At 38.9% G+C, this 16,320-nt stretch carries 24 protein-coding genes; all 24 read left to right on the top strand.

All coding sequences use genetic code 11. The features are described 5' to 3' along the window. Window position 1 precedes the first annotated feature (1 nt). Window positions 2-364, top strand: coding sequence for a DUF2577 family protein (locus PHO71_RS18080; RefSeq protein ID WP_300206015.1), 363 nt, complete (start codon window positions 2-4; stop codon window positions 362-364). Then, window positions 361-783, top strand: coding sequence for a DUF2634 domain-containing protein (locus PHO71_RS18075; protein WP_300206013.1), 423 nt, complete (start codon window positions 361-363; stop codon window positions 781-783). The genes PHO71_RS18080 and PHO71_RS18075 overlap by 4 nt, the downstream gene beginning before the upstream one ends. Window positions 784-814: 31 nt before the next feature. Further along, window positions 815-1,909, top strand: a complete 1,095-nt coding sequence (locus PHO71_RS18070) for a baseplate J/gp47 family protein (RefSeq protein ID WP_300206011.1) — start codon at window positions 815-817, stop codon at window positions 1,907-1,909. 37 nt (window positions 1,910-1,946) lie between these two features. After that, window positions 1,947-2,771, top strand: a complete 825-nt coding sequence (locus PHO71_RS18065) for a putative phage tail protein (protein WP_300206009.1) — start codon at window positions 1,947-1,949, stop codon at window positions 2,769-2,771. A gap of 3 nt (window positions 2,772-2,774) precedes the next feature. Beyond that, window positions 2,775-3,389, top strand: a complete 615-nt coding sequence (locus tag PHO71_RS18060) for a phage tail protein (RefSeq protein WP_300206007.1) — start codon at window positions 2,775-2,777, stop codon at window positions 3,387-3,389. A gap of 18 nt (window positions 3,390-3,407) precedes the next feature. Next, window positions 3,408-3,926, top strand: coding sequence for a hypothetical protein (locus tag PHO71_RS18055; protein ID WP_300206005.1), 519 nt, complete (start codon window positions 3,408-3,410; stop codon window positions 3,924-3,926). Between the two features lie 29 nt (window positions 3,927-3,955). Then, window positions 3,956-4,261, top strand: a complete 306-nt coding sequence (locus PHO71_RS18050) for a hypothetical protein (protein ID WP_300206003.1) — start codon at window positions 3,956-3,958, stop codon at window positions 4,259-4,261. After that, window positions 4,258-5,232 (top strand): hypothetical protein, encoded by a 975-nt coding sequence (locus PHO71_RS18045; RefSeq protein ID WP_300206002.1) that lies wholly within the window; start codon window positions 4,258-4,260, stop codon window positions 5,230-5,232. The genes PHO71_RS18050 and PHO71_RS18045 overlap by 4 nt, the downstream gene beginning before the upstream one ends. Further along, a complete protein-coding gene (locus PHO71_RS18040) occupies window positions 5,232-7,703 on the top strand; it encodes a hypothetical protein (RefSeq protein ID WP_300206000.1) in 2,472 nt (823 codons plus the stop codon). The genes PHO71_RS18045 and PHO71_RS18040 overlap by 1 nt, the downstream gene beginning before the upstream one ends. Window positions 7,704-8,055: 352 nt before the next feature. Further along, window positions 8,056-8,361: a hypothetical protein gene (locus tag PHO71_RS18035; protein ID WP_300205998.1), complete on the top strand. Its 306-nt coding sequence runs from the start codon at window positions 8,056-8,058 to the stop codon at window positions 8,359-8,361. After that, the gene (locus PHO71_RS18030; protein WP_300205996.1) at window positions 8,358-8,897 is read left to right on the top strand and encodes an N-acetylmuramoyl-L-alanine amidase; all 540 of its coding nucleotides are present in this window, start codon (window positions 8,358-8,360) and stop codon (window positions 8,895-8,897) included. Before PHO71_RS18035 ends, PHO71_RS18030 begins: the two co-directional genes overlap by 4 nt. Window positions 8,898-9,032: 135 nt before the next feature. Beyond that, a complete protein-coding gene (locus tag PHO71_RS18025; RefSeq protein ID WP_300205994.1) occupies window positions 9,033-9,170 on the top strand; it encodes a hypothetical protein in 138 nt (45 codons plus the stop codon). Window positions 9,171-9,188: 18 nt separating this feature from the next. Then, a complete protein-coding gene (locus PHO71_RS18020; RefSeq protein WP_300205992.1) occupies window positions 9,189-9,587 on the top strand; it encodes a hypothetical protein in 399 nt (132 codons plus the stop codon). A 61-nt stretch (window positions 9,588-9,648) separates the two neighbouring features. Further along, window positions 9,649-10,116, top strand: coding sequence for a YopX family protein (locus tag PHO71_RS18015; RefSeq protein WP_300205990.1), 468 nt, complete (start codon window positions 9,649-9,651; stop codon window positions 10,114-10,116). A 107-nt stretch (window positions 10,117-10,223) separates the two neighbouring features. Continuing rightward, window positions 10,224-11,864: a DEAD/DEAH box helicase gene (locus tag PHO71_RS18010; protein WP_300205988.1), complete on the top strand. Its 1,641-nt coding sequence runs from the start codon at window positions 10,224-10,226 to the stop codon at window positions 11,862-11,864. A 12-nt stretch (window positions 11,865-11,876) separates the two neighbouring features. Then, window positions 11,877-12,449: a hypothetical protein gene (locus PHO71_RS18005; RefSeq protein WP_300205986.1), complete on the top strand. Its 573-nt coding sequence runs from the start codon at window positions 11,877-11,879 to the stop codon at window positions 12,447-12,449. Beyond that, window positions 12,439-12,660 carry a hypothetical protein gene (locus PHO71_RS18000; protein ID WP_300205984.1) on the top strand — a complete coding sequence of 74 codons (222 nt, stop codon included), beginning with the start codon at window positions 12,439-12,441 and terminating at the stop codon, window positions 12,658-12,660. Before PHO71_RS18005 ends, PHO71_RS18000 begins: the two co-directional genes overlap by 11 nt. Further along, window positions 12,653-12,955: a hypothetical protein gene (locus PHO71_RS17995; protein WP_300205982.1), complete on the top strand. Its 303-nt coding sequence runs from the start codon at window positions 12,653-12,655 to the stop codon at window positions 12,953-12,955. The genes PHO71_RS18000 and PHO71_RS17995 overlap by 8 nt, the downstream gene beginning before the upstream one ends. 59 nt (window positions 12,956-13,014) lie before the next feature. Further along, window positions 13,015-13,428 (top strand): hypothetical protein, encoded by a 414-nt coding sequence (locus tag PHO71_RS17990; protein ID WP_300205980.1) that lies wholly within the window; start codon window positions 13,015-13,017, stop codon window positions 13,426-13,428. A 2-nt stretch (window positions 13,429-13,430) separates the two neighbouring features. Continuing rightward, window positions 13,431-13,739, top strand: a complete 309-nt coding sequence (locus tag PHO71_RS17985; protein ID WP_300205978.1) for a hypothetical protein — start codon at window positions 13,431-13,433, stop codon at window positions 13,737-13,739. 152 nt (window positions 13,740-13,891) lie between these two features. Further along, entirely contained in the window at window positions 13,892-14,722 is an 831-nt protein-coding gene (locus PHO71_RS17980) for a helix-turn-helix domain-containing protein (RefSeq protein ID WP_300205976.1), read from the top strand. Between the two features lie 65 nt (window positions 14,723-14,787). Further along, a complete protein-coding gene (locus tag PHO71_RS17975; RefSeq protein WP_300205974.1) occupies window positions 14,788-15,297 on the top strand; it encodes a dATP/dGTP diphosphohydrolase domain-containing protein in 510 nt (169 codons plus the stop codon). Next, window positions 15,263-15,889 (top strand): FAD-dependent thymidylate synthase, encoded by a 627-nt coding sequence (thyX, locus tag PHO71_RS17970; protein ID WP_300205972.1) that lies wholly within the window; start codon window positions 15,263-15,265, stop codon window positions 15,887-15,889. The genes PHO71_RS17975 and thyX overlap by 35 nt, the downstream gene beginning before the upstream one ends. Before the next feature lie 14 nt (window positions 15,890-15,903). After that, window positions 15,904-16,218, top strand: a complete 315-nt coding sequence (locus PHO71_RS17965) for a hypothetical protein (protein WP_300205970.1) — start codon at window positions 15,904-15,906, stop codon at window positions 16,216-16,218. The last annotated feature ends 102 nt before the right edge of the window (window positions 16,219-16,320 follow it).

Raw genomic sequence — 16,320 nt, 5'->3', positions numbered from 1 at the left:
AATGGCAGGATTTGAAGAAGTAGTTGATTTAGTTAAGACAATCTGCAAAGAGCCAACCGAACAGAAATCTTACAGGATTTACGCAACAGTTACAAGCGTAAGTCCGATTGCCATTCGTGTAGAGGGTTTTGATGTTGATATTCCTTCCGAACTTATTGAAGTAGGGGCGATGTGCAAAAGGTATGTTCTTCCGATACCTCATAAACACACAGGCTGTTATCACCCCTTAACAGGGTATGAAACCGAAGAAATTGAAGTTTGGAGAGGCTTGCAAGTTGGCGACAAGGTTGTCTGTTTTAGATTTAACAACGGTCAGCTATACTATATTGCCCAACGAGTAGAAATGGAGGGCTTTAGAGAATGATACCATACTTTTCAAATGATATAGAGGACTTAGCTAATATTAACAAGGAAATATATCAGCCAAGTCTTACTTACAGATTAGATTTAACAACCGGAAGAATTTTAGGTATGATAGATGGGGCTGAGGCTATAAAACAAGCCATCACAAAAATCTTGCTTACTGAACGGTACGCATATCTAATCTATGACTGGTACTACGGTATCGGGTTAGAAAAATACATCGGGCTAGGCTTTGATTATCTTAAAGCGGATATTACCGAAGCTTTAAAAGAGGGCTTACAGTACGACAACCGTATAATTAGCGTTGACAGCGTAACTGCGGAACGCGGAGATAAGATTGACAGCGTGGTTATAAAATTTTCAGTAACAACAATCTTTGGTGTTGTCGAAGAAACGGTGGTGAACAAAGTTGTATTATGATTATTTAGAGGAAAAGACTTATGAAAACATAATGGCATTAGCTCTTGCCTTAGCCCCTTCTGACATTGATAGGCGTCAAGGGAGCGTTATATATGACGCATTAGCCCCCTTTGCTGTTGTGGCAACAAACTTATATGTAGACCTGCAACTCTATTATAAGAACACGAACATATTTACAGCGGCAGGGGAAGCTCTTGATGTTATTGTAGGCAACTACGGGATTACAAGGTCACCAGCTACTTATGCGGTGAGAAAATGTGCTTGTGTTTATGATAATGAAAGCCCTTTCAATATTTCACTCGGTTCTAGGTTCAGCACAATCAGCGAAGATAACCCTGTATATTATACGGCAACTAGCAAGGTTTCAGATGGCATCTTTTTGCTGACTTGTGAAACTGCTGGAACCATTGGTAATGACTATGTAGGCAATCTACTCCCAGTAACCCAAATAACAGGGTTAGGCAGAGCAACTCTTTCTGATATTGTTACACCTGCTGAGGATACGGAAACAGATGAAAAATTGCGTGACCGTTGCATACTGTGGCTGCGAAGAAAGCCCTACGGGGGTAATGTAAATCATTACAGAATGTGGGCAGAGGAATTCGGTGGCATCGGGGCGGTTCAAGTTTACCCTGTCTGGAATGGCGGAGGCACAGTTAAGCTTTCTATTTTAGACAGCCAATACAACCCATGCACACAAGACTTTATTAACCTTGTAAAAGAATACTTTGACCCGACAGAATATACACAGCAAGGCTTAGGAATTGCCCCCATCGGGCATAGTGTTACTGTTGTTACCCCAACCGAAGTTAATGTTACTATCGCTGCAACAGTTCTGCTTGCTGATGGTTATACAATTGAACAAGTGCAAACGGATGTGGATGCCAAGATAGCCGAGTACATTGCCGAGATAAAAGCTACCTGGGGTATAGCGTCCTCAACAAACACCTATGCGAGTGCAGTTTACCGAGCATTGGTTATTGCTAAAATTCTTGAAGCCGGGCATATCTTGAATGTCACTTCCTGCACGATAAACACCGCGGAAGCAGATTTAACGCTTACACAGACAGGGGCGACACAACAGATACCTAAGCTTACTGGGGTGGTGTTGACAAGTGCAACTTAAAAAATATGTACCATCTATTTATAATGGTGTCTATGAAATGTCTAAGCTTTGTGAGATTGAACAAGGTACGGTAGACTTGTTAGAGTCTGAATTTCAATTGGCGTTTGATAGACAATTCGTAGAGAACGCAGATGAATCCGGGGTGGCTCAATATGAGGAATTGTTAGAAATTACCCCGGCTTATAGTGATACCATTGATAGAAGAAAAGAAATGGTACTTCTGAGGTTATCTTCCAGCGTAGCATTTACACTTCCTTATCTTAAACAACAGCTTGACAAGATTATGGGGCGAGGAAACTATAATTGCTGGGTAGACTTCAACGCTTATACTCTGTACATTCAAGGCCTAACACTTGATATTGACTGGTACTTTGCTCTTAGCTCTTTAGTTCACAGAGTTAAACCTGCTAATATTGTGTATATCTATCAACCGCTGCTGTCCCAAAGAGTATTAGTAAATGAAACCATTTCATCTTCCAAGTCAGTTTGGGAGTATAAGTTAGGGGCTTGGCGCTTAGGTGAATTTGCTTTTTATGAAGCAGAAGATTTGGAGGTGTACAAATTGGCGGCAACAAACAGTTTATCAGCAAAGTTCTTAAACCTATCTGCAACCGCGGCAATGAACTTAATTGACCATGTCGTTCTTAACGGAGATATTGTTATTAGCACTTTCCAATCTAAAACAGTTACAGACGATACAGTAACACTTGAATTTGCTGTACCTGCCACTGAGGACCCGTATTTAACCAGTTGCGTCATATACAACGCAAGCAACGAGGCTTTATCCAGTTCAGATTTCGTTATCCCAACAGGAGAAAATACTCAATTTAAAGTTCTTTGGAAATTCAAGGAAGGAGTGTAACAGATGTTCATAGAAACGATAACTTATGCAGCAGATAAAGTAAAGGAATCCTGGGTATATTTAGAAACGATTATGCCAGCCACTATTAATGAGTGGAACCGAATTCTAAAACTATTAATCGCAAATAACAACCTAATTCAAGGATTATTGGACTTAAAAGCTCCAATAGAGCCTCCAGGCATCATCAAGTTTTATGCGGCGCCAGTTGAACCTGATGGTTACTTGTTCTGTAGAGGGCAAGTAGTTTCACGGACAACTTATGCTGGGCTGTTTGCAGCTATCGGGACCATTTATGGAGCTGGTGATGGTTCAACTACTTTTAAAATTCCAGATTTACGGGGGGTATTTATTCGAGGCTTAGGTGGTAATTCTGCAGACCTCGGTGTCGTTCAGGGTGACGCAATTAGGAACATTACTGGTCGATTCGGCGCGGACGATAGGGCAACAGGCCTAGCAACCGGGGCATTTAGAGGGGCTCAGCAATGGGAAGTAAATACTACCGCACAGGGCGGAGATAATGCCTTCTTTGAATTTAGTTTTGACGCTTCTCGGGTTGTTCCAACTGCGGAAGAAAATCGTCCTGTAAATATGGCTATGAATTACATCATCAAATATTAATTTAAGGAGGATGCAACAATGAGCATAGGATTAGTAAAAGGGTATACCGCAAAACAGTATGCCGACCTTGCAGCACAGGCTAACGCAGAGGGCAAGCTTTTAAAAATCACGGAAACTGGTGATGTTGAAATAGTTTACCCGACATACACATTAGCAGAGAAAAAAGTTTTCAAGCTTAAACAAATTTCACAAAAAACCAAAGAGCAGATAGTTGGTGGCTTTATTTCTACTGCTACTGGGGGAGAAGTTACTTTTGATAGTGATGAGGCTACCCAAAGCACAATGCAGACAATGTATGCGGCTACCCAATCACCAGACTTTGCAAATCACCCTGTCTATCAAGGGGTAATACCTGTAAGAGGTTTCGCTGAAGGTAGCACTATAAAAACTGTGTTTTATTTGAATGCCACACAAGTTCAGAAGTTCATGGACGACCTTGCTCTACATATTGGAAAATGTAAGCAAGAGGGCTGGGCTAAGCAAGCTCTTGTTGAAGTGGCGAGTACAGTAGAAGAATTGGAACAAATCGTACTATAATTAATTTGTAGTGAAGGGAGGGCAAGATTATGGAACAGATTATAATTAAAAGAGGGGATACTTTTGATTTTAGCTGCATCTTAACGGACGACGCCGGAACACCTTTATCAGGTAAGGCCCTTAATATAAAATGTGAAATACGGGATGTTGAAAAAACCTTATTAAAAAGCTTTACGATTACTGAGTCTGATACTCCCGGTACCTACTTATTTAGGTCAGGAACAGCAGATTGGCAAAAGCGTCAGGCTTATATGGACATTCAGTATACAGAGGATGGTATCATTGTTAGCTCTGAAACTATATTAATTGTATTACGGGAGGATGTAACTCAATGAATATGCAATTACCCTTTCAAAATAAAGTTAATATGGTGTTAAATCTTAGTTCTCCTGGGGCAAAAGGTGAAAGTATCAAGCGGACAATTCTTAATCAGGAAACTGGAATGCTTTCTGTTGAATATATGAATGGAACTATTGAAGATTTAGGTATTATTGAAACTGTAGTTGCGGCAGTTCAAGCAATGAATACTGCTATTGATAAGGCTGGCGTTGCCACCAGAAAAGCAACAGAGGCAGAAAATTCTGCTATTTCAGCGAGTGGCAGCAAGGATATTGCAATTACTAAGGCAGGTGAAGCGATCTCTTTCGCTGATAATGCGAATATTAGTGCAGGTATTGCTACTACAAAAGCTGATGAGGCATTTGATAGTGAGGAAACAGCCTCAGCACAAGCAATCATTGCAACGGAACAGGCAAGAATAGCAACAGAAAAAGCTGTTATTTCAACTGAGCAGGCTGGAATAGCAACAGAAAAGGCAACAGTAGCAACAACACAAGCAGGTATTGCAACATCAAAAGCAGAAGCGGCAGATACAAGTAAAACAACTGCCCAACAAGCTTTAGCAGATTTAATTGCAATGTTAGGCAATGAAGTGGCAACACTTGTTGACGGGAAGTTAAACCCTTCTCAAATTCCTGCTATTGCTATTAATGATACTTTCCCAGTTGCTGATACCTCTGAAATGCTTTTATTAGACGCTCAAAAAGGTGATGTAGCTATTATTGTTGCAAATGACGTGGTTACTGATAGTTATATTTTAGCTACCAATGAACCAACTATATTAGCTAATTGGAAAAAGCTTGGGGTAAGTTATGTAGCAGAAGCAGGCCATGCGTTAAATGCAACTAATGCAGTTGACTCCCAAAAGATAAACGGGAATAGATTGGTTACTTATGAGGCTACAGAATTTGAAACTGCGGTCAAAGATGCTGATACTTTCTATTTTGTATTTGAGGAAGTGGTATAATGCCAATTTATTTAGGTGAAAAACTATGTAAATTATTTAGAGGCAACTACGGCCCTGCCAGTATATATAAAGGTGCAAGAAAAATTGCTGGCTACACAGAGAAAACAAAAACTGGTTCAGACATTACTTTTAATAATTCATATAATGATTATGCAAAAATAAAAGCTAGTGGGAACACCGTTACTGAATTTGAGCCTATAGCAACTACTCCCCCAACTTTTACCCGTAGCAGTACGGCTTACAAATCAGACGGTAGCGTAGTTAATGCAGGAGTACCGAGAATTGAAGCGGATAAAGGTGTGCTGGTTGAGGAAGGAACAACGAACCTAATTAACTACACTTCGCTTATTTTAGATAATGGCTCCGCTTCCACTAAGGTTAATGTTACTAACGGTATCGAATTGTCGGAAAAGGAAATTTTTTGGTACACAGAGTTTGATAATAAATTTGGCGTAACGCCGTCTACCCTGTATATCTTGTCTTTTTTGCGAAATGTTATTTTGCAGTCTGATAAGCAAGTTTGTGAAACCTTATTGTTTTATGACAGTAGCAATATATTTTTGGGAGAAATTGGTACTTCCCTGACATATACGGACGGCATTAGAACACTATCTTTTACTACTCCTGCGGGGTGTGCATATGTAAAATTAAGACTTATGAGAAAACAAGCAGTTGCAAGTTCTCTTTGTGCTTATAGGTACACAAACATTCAACTTGAAGCGAAACCCTACCCCACTTCCTTTCACCCAACAACTCGTTCAGCAGAAAGTTTAACAATCCCTGCAAGTGCTATACCAAAAGAAGGAACAATAAGATTTGATGTAACTCTGCCGGTTAATTTTACTGCATACACTGAACCAGTACGTTTGTTTGAAAGTTTTAGAGGTGTAAGTGGTACAAACCATGGTTTTGCTGTATGGCATGAAGTATCAAAGTGGTGGTTAGGGGTATGGGATGATAATAATGTCCAATATGTTGCAAGTATAGCTGATACTGGCTATACTTCTGGGAAATTGAGATTTGCTGTAAGGTATTCAGCAAGTGAGCTTGCTTTATTCATACAAGGTAATAAACTAGCGACAAAAACTAATCCTGTTTTCCCCGCATTATTACAACAAATGTTTTGGGGCTCTCAGGGTGGTACATTTAGATTTGCCAATGGTATTTTTGCAAACATACATTATTCTAGCAAGCTTTATTCAGACGAACAGTTAGCCAACACAGGAGCATTAACCGTTGACGAGTATACAACCTATTTTGCACCGTTAACTTCTGATTTATCAGCTACTAAAAGACATTGGACTGTTTATGACTCTAGTGGAACTTTAACTGTTTCTGATAATGCAAGCCAATCACAAGAATTTACCCTACCCACTCTAAGGAAAATCGGTAGTGTTGCTAATGAATATGATTTGGGAACAGGAGTTCTAACTAAAAGAATAAGTGACTGGATAACATTAGACGGGAGTTTAGATTGGGGAGCAAACGCTGGTTTGGGGTTAACTGGCAAGAGGAATATGTATACACCACCTAATTATCCTTCATCAAATAACGCTTCATTAACCTATAAATATGACAGTGCAGAGATAGGGGGTTATAATAATATAGGTTATGTTGATGATTATGGTATGGCATTATCTGTACAATCAAGATTATATATAAGTGCTAATATGTATGATACAGGGTGGTGTAACTCTTTTACCCCTAGTGGTTCAGAAATTAAAGCCTATTTCTATGGCTGGCAGATGTGCAACGCCGACGGAACATCTCCTTACTATAAATCAGAAGTTCCTTATACTCCTAGTACATGGGAAGAGTGGAGTAACAACAGTGGTACTTATACCTTTGCCTCTAGTGGTGTAACATTTTATGATGATGGAGTTACTTTTAGTGCAATAAAAATGACTACTGCTATTAAGCCGTCTGCTAAATATGGCTTACTCTATAATGTGGTGTCAAATACTGCAACAGGGGATTTAATAGTTTCTGGTTCAGGAGCATTTAGTTCAGCCGCTGCCCCTAAAACAGTAGGAAATAATAAATTAATTTTAAATTCAAAAGCAACAATTACTACTAATACCTTTATATTTGGTTTATTTTATAAAATGGCAGGAAACTCGATTACAGTTAAAGACATTCGCGTCTTTGAACTACCGACAGGCTCACAAATAGAAGCAGATTTTACTAATCTTACTGCTGATGAACTATCTGCAAAGTATACTTTTAACGGCCTATGCACTAAGAATTGGCGTAAGATTACAGATTTAACAGGATTAACTTCTGTCTTGCCTACTGCATCTTATGAAGGTTATACTCCATATAAGATGATTTATCAACTTGCAACTCCTGTTACAGAAAATTTAGGGGTAAACACAGTACCTACTTATTACCCAACAACATCGGTAACAACGGAACAAACAAATGTAGCAGTATCGACAATAGAAGTAACGGCAAAAGAGATGGATTTATAATCTGTCTATCAATAATAAGCACTTTTTGGCGGGAGTGCTTTTTATATACAAAAACATTGTCTGAGAGGTGGTATATTGAGCTGGGAAGTGGGTGCAGTAGTAGTTGGAGTTATACTAGGCATATTAGGTATAATTCAATATGCTTGTAATGTACTAAATTATGTAATAATACAACCCTTTCAGAAAAGCATAAATAACCTGTGTGAGATGGTTAACGAAGTTCGAGGCGTTATGAAAAAGCTAAGTGAACGCTTAGAGGAAGAGTCAAGGGCTTCGGATGCAAGATTTATTAAGCTGGAACTTGCAAATGACGCAATTTCGCACCGATTAGAAGTATTGGAGAAAATTGCAAATGATAGCTAAAATCGAAGGGTTATTAAAATTAGTTGTGAGCAACTTGCCGAAAGTTGGCAAAGCTAAACTGCCTTTGTGGGTAATAATTGTTTTTGCAACGCTATATTTATCGTTGCCTTTGCTTTTTATCATTGCCTGGATTGACGATTGGAAAACGACAGGCAAACCTGACCTTGTTATGTTAGACACTTTTACAAAAACTTCTGCCGGTACTACGACCGTTATTGCATTTTTAGCCACTTATCTGGTGGACAAAGACAGAAACGGTATCCCAGATACTCTTGAAAAGGAGGAAACTAAGTGAAAGAGGTAACATTAGAACAGCTTGAAGAATATGCAAATGGTGCGTGCGGAGCAATAAAGAAAGTTTATTTGCACTGGACAGCGGGTAAATATCAATCTACTTTCCCAAGCTATCACATAAACATCACAGGTGACGGTAAAATTGTTATGAGCACCATTGATTTGTGTGACTTGTTAGCACACACTTGGCAAAGAAATTCTGACGCTGTTGGTGTATCTATCTGTTGTTGTTATGGTGCAATTGCAAATGAAGGATACAACACAGACTTCGGTGACTATCCCCCGACGAAAGAGCAAATTGAAACCATGGCTAAGGTTGTTGCGGTGCTAAGCAAAGCTCTCGGACTTGAAATCAATCCGGAGAATTTTATGACGCATTGTGAAGCCGCTACGGAAGATGGGTACGGCCCGCACAGCGGCGACCCCGAAACTCGTTGGGATTTATGGTATCTCCCTGACTTTGACGGGGAAATGCGAGAGGGCGGAGTTGTTATTCGCGGGAAAGCTCTTTACTATCTTTCTTCTATGCTGGGCTAATTAAACTGTATGAAGAAACACTTAGACAGCAAACTTACCCCAGATTAAAACAAGAATTTGCGTGAGATTTAGCCGGTTTAAGTGTTTCTTTCATATATAATAGTGCAGAGTTAAGAAAAGAAGCGAGGTGATACTATGACTAAAGATGAATTTCAAGCAAAAGTTGAGGAATTAGAAGTTTTAGCGAAAAACAAATTTGCCAAAACTACTTTTTATGTTGGATGTGCAATTTCGTTTATTATCGGGTTCATAGTTAAAGCGGTAATCTTCTAAGAAAGACGGTGACACAATGTGGCTAAAAGTTATAAGTACCTTTTGTATGTTGTTTGTTTTGCAATCCTTGCCAGTGCTTACTTCCTCGTGTTCAGCGGAGAGAGTATACCAGATAACGGAAACACAGCTAATTCAATACGAACAGAGCTTGGGGAAAGCAAATCAGAGCTTGACCGCAGTGATACAAGCCTTGGAAATATCGAACAGCGAATTGGACGAAGTGAGGATATCCTTAGAGAACTCGAAAGGATTAATAGCCACAACGCAGACCTTATTGCAAGAATCCAGGAAAGAAACAGAAGTTGTCAGAGTATCCTTGAAGAAAACCGACGAGAAATTGAACAATGCCAATCTATTATTAGAAAAGTACGAGAAGGAGACCAAAGCGAGGATAAAAAGCTTGGAACGCCAAAATAAACTCAAAAACTTGGAGATAATACTTTTAGGTATTGCATATGTTATGAAATAGGAGGGTAATATGCGGACATTCCGAGCAAAAGCAATATCTGGTGGGACTTGGGTATACGGCTATCCTGTCAAGATGCCAGTAACCCCAGTTCTTGACCCGATAACTTATAACAGCTACATTGTAAGTGCAAATCTGGCAGACTATTCTGCGGATCTCGCACAAGGGTTTGATGACCAAGACTTTCCCAAGACAGCGGTTGATGATAGCACCTTATCCCAAATAGTGGGGATATTAGGAAAAAATGCGGTTACTGTGTATGAGGGTGATATTATTATAGCTAATATTTACCCGTTTGAAAATTACAATGCGGTGATTGAGTTCAACGCAGACAAATCCCGTTTTGAAATGCGTTTCGTTCATAAACCAACATTTCAGGGCAGAGCTATATTCGACAATAACACTCGACCTCTTGAATTTCTGATGAACACAAACATTGATATAGTCGGGGATATTTATAGTAATCCAGAACTGCTGTAACAGCACAAAAGAGCAACTTAATCGGTTGCTCTTTTTTTGTTGACATTTGCAACAATTCGTTATATAATGAATACAAGAAGAAAAACGACACGAAAGGGGAAACGAAAATGATTACTATTAGAGTCACAGGTGAAGATGCCTTAGTCAAATTTGACTTTAATATGGATATAGTCAACATTCTCAGAGGACAGCCAAACAGAAAATGGGACGCCAAAGAGAAATGTTGGGTTATACCAGTAAGACGCTTGGGAAAACTCTTGAACTGCTTTGATAAATACGAAGTAACTATTTTAGGTGAACAAACAAGGTCAGCTGTCAAAACAATCGCCCCAGAAAGTTTTCAATTCAAGACGAACCCGTTTCAACATCAGGTTGAGGGCTTTGAATACGGCTTGAAGAAAGACAGATTTTTGTTAGGGGACGAGCAAGGATTAGGCAAAACTAAACAATCTATTGACATAGCAGTTGCAAGGAAACAAATGTATGGCTACAAGCATTGTTTGATTATATGCGGCGTTAATGGGCTAAAATGGAACTGGGAGAGCGAAGTTGCGACGCATTCCAATGAAAAATGCAAGATTTTAGGTTCAAGAATTAATCGTAAGGGCAGAAAAGTAATAAAAAGTACCGAAGATAAAATCTTTGATATTGTTAATCTGCCGGACGCTTATTTCTTAATCACGAATGTTGAAAGCCTCAGAAGCGAGCAGATGGTAGCTGCTATCCAAAAACAAATTAGTTTAGGCAATATCAATATGGTTATAATGGACGAAATTCACAAGTGCAAAAACCCAACCTCACAGCAAGGTAAAGCACTTTTGAAGGTAAGGGGAGAAACAAAGATAGCTCTGTCAGGCACTCCTTTGATGAACAATCCGATGGATTTGTACATTGTGCTTAAATGGCTTGGCTATGAAAGCAACACTTTCTACTCTTTTAGAAACCACTACTGTGTAATGGGCGGGTTTGGGGGATATGAAATTGTTGGCTATCGTAATTTAGACCAGCTTCAATCTAATCTTAACGACATTATGCTTAGGAGATTGAAAAAAGATGTACTTGATTTACCAGAAAAACTACACACAACTGAATATGTTGAAATGTCCAAATCTCAGGAAAAAATATATAAAGAAGTGTCCGAAGAAATCCGAGCTAATATTGATAAAATTGCTGTCAGCCCTAACCCGTTGGCCCAACTTATTCGGTTAAGACAGGCAACAGCAAGCACTGATATCCTTAGCACAGCGGTTAATGAGAGTGCAAAGCTTGACAGGCTTGAAGAAATTGTAGAGGAACTTGTTGCCAATGACGAGAAGTGCATTATTTTTAGTAACTGGACAGAAATGACAAATAGGGCGTATGCCCGATTAGCTAAGTACAGCCCGGCAATCATTACGGGTGAAACTAAAGATAGAGTGGCAGAGCAGGACAAATTTATGTACACAACCGAGTGCAAATGTATCATAGGCACTATCGGGGCTATGGGTACAGGCCTTACACTAACAGCAGGAACAACAGTTATCTTCTTAGACAGCCCATGGAACAGGGCTAATAAAGAACAAGCAGAAGACCGTGCCCATCGTATCGGTACAACTTCAACGGTAAACATTGTTACGCTTGTCTGTAAGGATACGATTGATGAACGCATAGAGGAACTTGTTTATCAAAAAGGTGCAATGGCTGATATGTTAGTAGATGGCAAGACAATCCAAAATAAAGCACAGATGATTGACTATCTGTTAAGCTAAGGAGATGATTTAATGGATAAGCAAGGTAAACTTTTATTGCCGTTGATTGTGGTTATAGGGGTAATTGTAGAACTATTTGTACCTTATACTTTTACTTCCCCAAAAGCTGAGAACCCCCAAGTTAAGGTTATCTATGCCGGTAACCGACAAAACTACATTGATTATGAATTGCCAAAAGCAACAAAGGGCAGTTTTAAAACTTTTATGGATTACAGAACGATAACAGATGAAACCTCGAAACAATATGCTCTGCAAAGATTGGCAACAACTGATGAAAATGGGCTAAGAAAGTTCAATAACAAGTATATTGTAGCGATGGGAACATATTATTCGCACAAAGTGGGCAAAGAGTTCATATTGACCTTAGATAATTCGCGAGAGATTAGCGTAATAGTTGGGGACATTAAGCAAGACATACATACTGATACACACAATCAATACGCCAGCATATCGGGCAATATCGTTGAATTTATCGTAGACGAGGATAAACTCTCAAACAAAGTATTAAGAACTGGTGATGTGTCACATTTAGGGTTACAGGGCAACATTACAAGAATTGAGGAGGTTATATACAATGGGAACTAAAACAAAACTATATTTAGTAACATTCAAAACAGGCGGGGGTGTAGGAAGTCTGTTTGTCGAAGCAAAGGGTAGCTTCAATCTAAAGGATTCTGATGACCTCGTAAAAAAGTTGTCTAATAAACACGGGTTTATATCTATTATTAGTATGACATTAGTGGATGAATATTTAACCGCAGATGTTACACTTAAAGGAGAGAAAAATAATGAGTAAATTCCAATCAGAAAAATATATTAATGCGATTAAACTTAGCCAGTATTTAGATGTGTCTGTTCCGACAATCAATATTTGGTACAAATGGTACTACGGCGGTTTTGACAAACCAGCAGACACCCCAGAACTGCCGATGTTTGAAAGTTGCGGGCCAAGACAAACAAGATATTGGAAAGTAGAAGATTTGCCAAAGATAGTAGCTTTCAAAAAATGGCTACCCCACGGTAAGAAAGGTGTAATGGGAGCTTATACAGTTAATTTTTGGGGCAAGCGTAAAAAGAAGAAAGATGTTTAAGGAAATTCATAAATTTCAATATATTATATGAGTAAGAAAAACTAAAAGGGGGCAGAAATATGAACACTAAGGCAGAAGCAATCCTACAAAGTTTGAAAGACAACTTGATGGAGCTTATTCCTTCGTACAAAGAACACAAGACCGAGCTTAAAGATTTAGAGGAAATTGCCGAGAGCGAAAACGCTAAAATCAAAGATTATATGGGGCAGTTAAAAACTGACCGCTTTATCGCCGGGGATTGGGTAGCTGCGGTCTCTGAAAGTAAAAGAGAAAGCTTCAACGAGCCGCGGCTTATTGAAATACTCAAGGCATTAGGAGTAAAAGGCATCATAAAAAAGAAAGAATATGTTGATATGGACGCCCTTGAAAATGCAATCTACAATAAAGAGATTGACGCCACGGCCGTTATGCCCGCTAAAGAAACTAAAATTATAACCACACTTCGTATATTGAAGAAAAAGAAAGGTGAGTAGTAATGACAAATTTTATGACCGACCCGAAAAACGAACCGTGCTACGAAGGTGAAGAGCCAAGCGTAGGTAGACCAGAACTCCCGCCTGACACACACTTTGCCACAACAACTAAAATTGAAGCCCATAGCAGGCTGTCCATAAAACTCAAGGATAACTTCTTTACTTTTGAGTACATAGAAGAAAGGGCTGTTCCGAGTATTCTTTCTGAGGAAGATTTAGTCCATGAAAGAGAACAGCTTTGGGACACCGTTAATGCTGAGGTAGATAAGCAAGTAGAATTAGCAATGGATATGATGAAGAAAAGCCGTTGATTTAGTTTGCTTATATGATTATACTTTAGCCAAGGACTTCTATTCGTGGTAGAGTTCTAAAATAAACTAATAATTACTACAAAAAGGTACAAGATTGAGCCACGAACTCGCTTGTACCTTTTAATATCTTTAGACGAAACGAGGAGAACGAAATGCAAGAAAGAGCTTTCAAGGGAATATGGATTCCGCGAGATTTATGGTTAGCTAAAGAACTTACAATCCAAGAAAAAGTAATGTTGGCTGAAATAAGTAGTTTAGACAATGAGGACGGATGTTTTGCAAGCAACGCTTACTTTGCAGAGTTTTTTGGGCTGTCTAAAAATAGGGTTAGTGCAATAATTAGTTCCTTAGTAGAAAAGAAGTTAGTTAGTATAACATTAGTATATAAGCAAGGAACAATGGAAATAGACAAACGCATTTTAAGGTTAGTACCTGTCGAGGGGGTATACTTGAAAACAGTGGGGGGTATACTTGAAAACAGTGGGGGGGTATCACTGAAAACAAGTAGGGGTATACTTGAATCCAGTGAGGATATAGCAAAGCATATAACAAAGACTAATAACAAAGAAGATTTTACCCAAAATTTATTCCCGGTAACTAAAACTAAAAAAGAAAGCAAGGCTAAAGATATAGTAACAATGAAAGCTATGATTAGTGCTTTTACACAAAACGAGGATTTAAAGGATAAGCTCTTTGAGTACTTTAGTATACGGTTGAAAAAAGGATTACAGCCCAATCAGTGGAAAATTATTTTAGATGATTTGAAAGCATACACGAAAGGCAATATTGATTTAGCAATCGAAAAAGTAACAGGGGCTATCGCAGGAGGCTATCTACAAATTATTGCACCTTGGGAAAAGAACAGACAGCAAGCTTTTTCCCGACCATCATTTGACAACACAGCAGGCAGGGAAGTAAAATCAGTTAAAGAAGTCCAAGAAGTTTTAGCAAAAGATGAACACGGAAATTTAATTAAGTTTTAAGGAATGCAAAAATATTCAATATATTATTATGTAGAATAAAAACGAAAAGAGAGAGGTGCTTAAATGTGATTGAAGATAGTGGTTCACGAACAGAATTTTCAACTGGGGCTGTTCGTGATATTCAAGAAGGTAAAGGAAGAATGGATTTGCTCCCGTTAAAAGTAATTGCGAATTTATTCTCCGATGTACACAGAGATTTCTTTTTAGGTATTGATGAATTTATGCAAACAGGCTATAAAGAAGGGTTATATCGTGCTTTACAATGTGCGATTGAAAATGTATTCGGCGGTGATTTTTCAACAGCAACAATCGAAGTAAGTATCCATTTTGAAGAAGGCACAAAGAAGTATGGTGAGCGTAATTGGGAAAAAGGAATACCACTACAAGCTTTCGTTAATTCGGCTCTTCGTCACTATGTAAAATGGATTAGAATGGACAATAATGAAAGACACGACCGAGCTGTCTTGTGGAACTTAATCTGTGCAATCGCCACTTGTTCTATGCACCCAGAACTAAATGAATATTCAAAGGAGAGAACAAATGTTAATAGTGAACCCGAGTGTAGAGATAATTGATAAACTGGACAATGACGCAATCCTAAAGAAATTAGAGCTGTGCGGAAGAAACTGCTATAAGTCTGAAGGGCGAATTACAGCAGATAGTGCCGCGGATTTCATAAGAAGGCTTACTTTGAATAGACACGAAAGCGTTATGGAGCACTTCTCGTTTACTGTAAGGTTTATCTGTGACAGAGGTGTATCTCACGAGATTGTCCGTCACCGTCTTGCAAGCTATTCGCAAGAAAGCACCCGATATTGCAATTACGCTAAAGAAGATTTCGGTAGTGAGATAACTGTCATCAAGCCATTCTATTTAACAGAAGGTACGGACGCATATAAGCATTGGGAGATTGCAATGGCTTGTGCTGAAACCGAATATTTCAATATGCTACAAGACGGTTGTACTGCTCAGGAAGCGAGAGCTGTCTTGCCGAACTCGTTAAAAACAGATATAATTATGACAGCTAATTTAAGGGAATGGCGACATTTTATCATAATGCGAGGTTCCCCTGCCGCTCATCCGCAGATGCGAGAATTAATTGTTATTTTCCGTCAAGAATTATCTAAAGTATTAGGCCCAGTGCTATTTGATTATTTAACACGATAAGGGGAGAGTTGTTTATGACAGAGAACCGGGATTACTTTGATTTACTTAAGGAACGAGTTTTGAGTCACATTCCCAAAGGCAGAAACAATGCAATACCGCAAAGGGAGCTGTGTTTTCAGACACAACTTAAGCCACGGGAACTAAAGGTTGTAATATCAAGCCTTCGTAAACATCACCCTATATGCAGTAAAGAAACAAGCGGTGGTGGTTATTGGATTGCGGAAAGCAAAGAAGAAATATTTGACTTCATCAAAATGCTTAAGGCAAGACGAGCAGGCTACTCAAAGACTATATCAAGTATGTACGGCAGAGCCTGGGAGCTTTCTTAATGTACGAATACACATTCAATCGGAAAAATTGCTGGTACAAGGATGTGTGCGATAAGTACAATAGCCCGATATGTAAAGATAGTTGCATACGGTATATGGAAA

The sequence above is a fragment of the Bacteroides sp. genome, from assembly GCF_028690125.1.
Classification (GTDB): domain Bacteria; phylum Bacteroidota; class Bacteroidia; order Bacteroidales; family Bacteroidaceae; genus Bacteroides.
The sequence above is the reverse complement of the archived record's forward strand: the minus strand, read 5'-3'. Positions and strand labels throughout refer to the sequence as shown.

Coding starts and splice junctions, on each gene's coding strand:
- PHO71_RS18080 (WP_300206015.1), top strand. CDS start 2: ATGGCAGGATTTGAAGAAGTAGTTGATTTAGTTAAGACAATCTGCAAA.
- PHO71_RS18075 (WP_300206013.1), top strand. CDS start 361: ATGATACCATACTTTTCAAATGATATAGAGGACTTAGCTAATATTAAC.
- PHO71_RS18070 (WP_300206011.1), top strand. CDS start 815: ATGGCATTAGCTCTTGCCTTAGCCCCTTCTGACATTGATAGGCGTCAA.
- PHO71_RS18065 (WP_300206009.1), top strand. CDS start 1,947: ATGTCTAAGCTTTGTGAGATTGAACAAGGTACGGTAGACTTGTTAGAG.
- PHO71_RS18060 (WP_300206007.1), top strand. CDS start 2,775: ATGTTCATAGAAACGATAACTTATGCAGCAGATAAAGTAAAGGAATCC.
- PHO71_RS18055 (WP_300206005.1), top strand. CDS start 3,408: ATGAGCATAGGATTAGTAAAAGGGTATACCGCAAAACAGTATGCCGAC.
- PHO71_RS18050 (WP_300206003.1), top strand. CDS start 3,956: ATGGAACAGATTATAATTAAAAGAGGGGATACTTTTGATTTTAGCTGC.
- PHO71_RS18045 (WP_300206002.1), top strand. CDS start 4,258: ATGAATATGCAATTACCCTTTCAAAATAAAGTTAATATGGTGTTAAAT.
- PHO71_RS18040 (WP_300206000.1), top strand. CDS start 5,232: ATGCCAATTTATTTAGGTGAAAAACTATGTAAATTATTTAGAGGCAAC.
- PHO71_RS18035 (WP_300205998.1), top strand. CDS start 8,056: ATGATAGCTAAAATCGAAGGGTTATTAAAATTAGTTGTGAGCAACTTG.
- PHO71_RS18025 (WP_300205994.1), top strand. CDS start 9,033: ATGACTAAAGATGAATTTCAAGCAAAAGTTGAGGAATTAGAAGTTTTA.
- PHO71_RS18015 (WP_300205990.1), top strand. CDS start 9,649: ATGCGGACATTCCGAGCAAAAGCAATATCTGGTGGGACTTGGGTATAC.
- PHO71_RS18010 (WP_300205988.1), top strand. CDS start 10,224: ATGATTACTATTAGAGTCACAGGTGAAGATGCCTTAGTCAAATTTGAC.
- PHO71_RS18005 (WP_300205986.1), top strand. CDS start 11,877: ATGGATAAGCAAGGTAAACTTTTATTGCCGTTGATTGTGGTTATAGGG.
- PHO71_RS18000 (WP_300205984.1), top strand. CDS start 12,439: ATGGGAACTAAAACAAAACTATATTTAGTAACATTCAAAACAGGCGGG.
- PHO71_RS17995 (WP_300205982.1), top strand. CDS start 12,653: ATGAGTAAATTCCAATCAGAAAAATATATTAATGCGATTAAACTTAGC.
- PHO71_RS17990 (WP_300205980.1), top strand. CDS start 13,015: ATGAACACTAAGGCAGAAGCAATCCTACAAAGTTTGAAAGACAACTTG.
- PHO71_RS17985 (WP_300205978.1), top strand. CDS start 13,431: ATGACAAATTTTATGACCGACCCGAAAAACGAACCGTGCTACGAAGGT.
- PHO71_RS17980 (WP_300205976.1), top strand. CDS start 13,892: ATGCAAGAAAGAGCTTTCAAGGGAATATGGATTCCGCGAGATTTATGG.
- thyX (WP_300205972.1), top strand. CDS start 15,263: ATGTTAATAGTGAACCCGAGTGTAGAGATAATTGATAAACTGGACAAT.
- PHO71_RS17965 (WP_300205970.1), top strand. CDS start 15,904: ATGACAGAGAACCGGGATTACTTTGATTTACTTAAGGAACGAGTTTTG.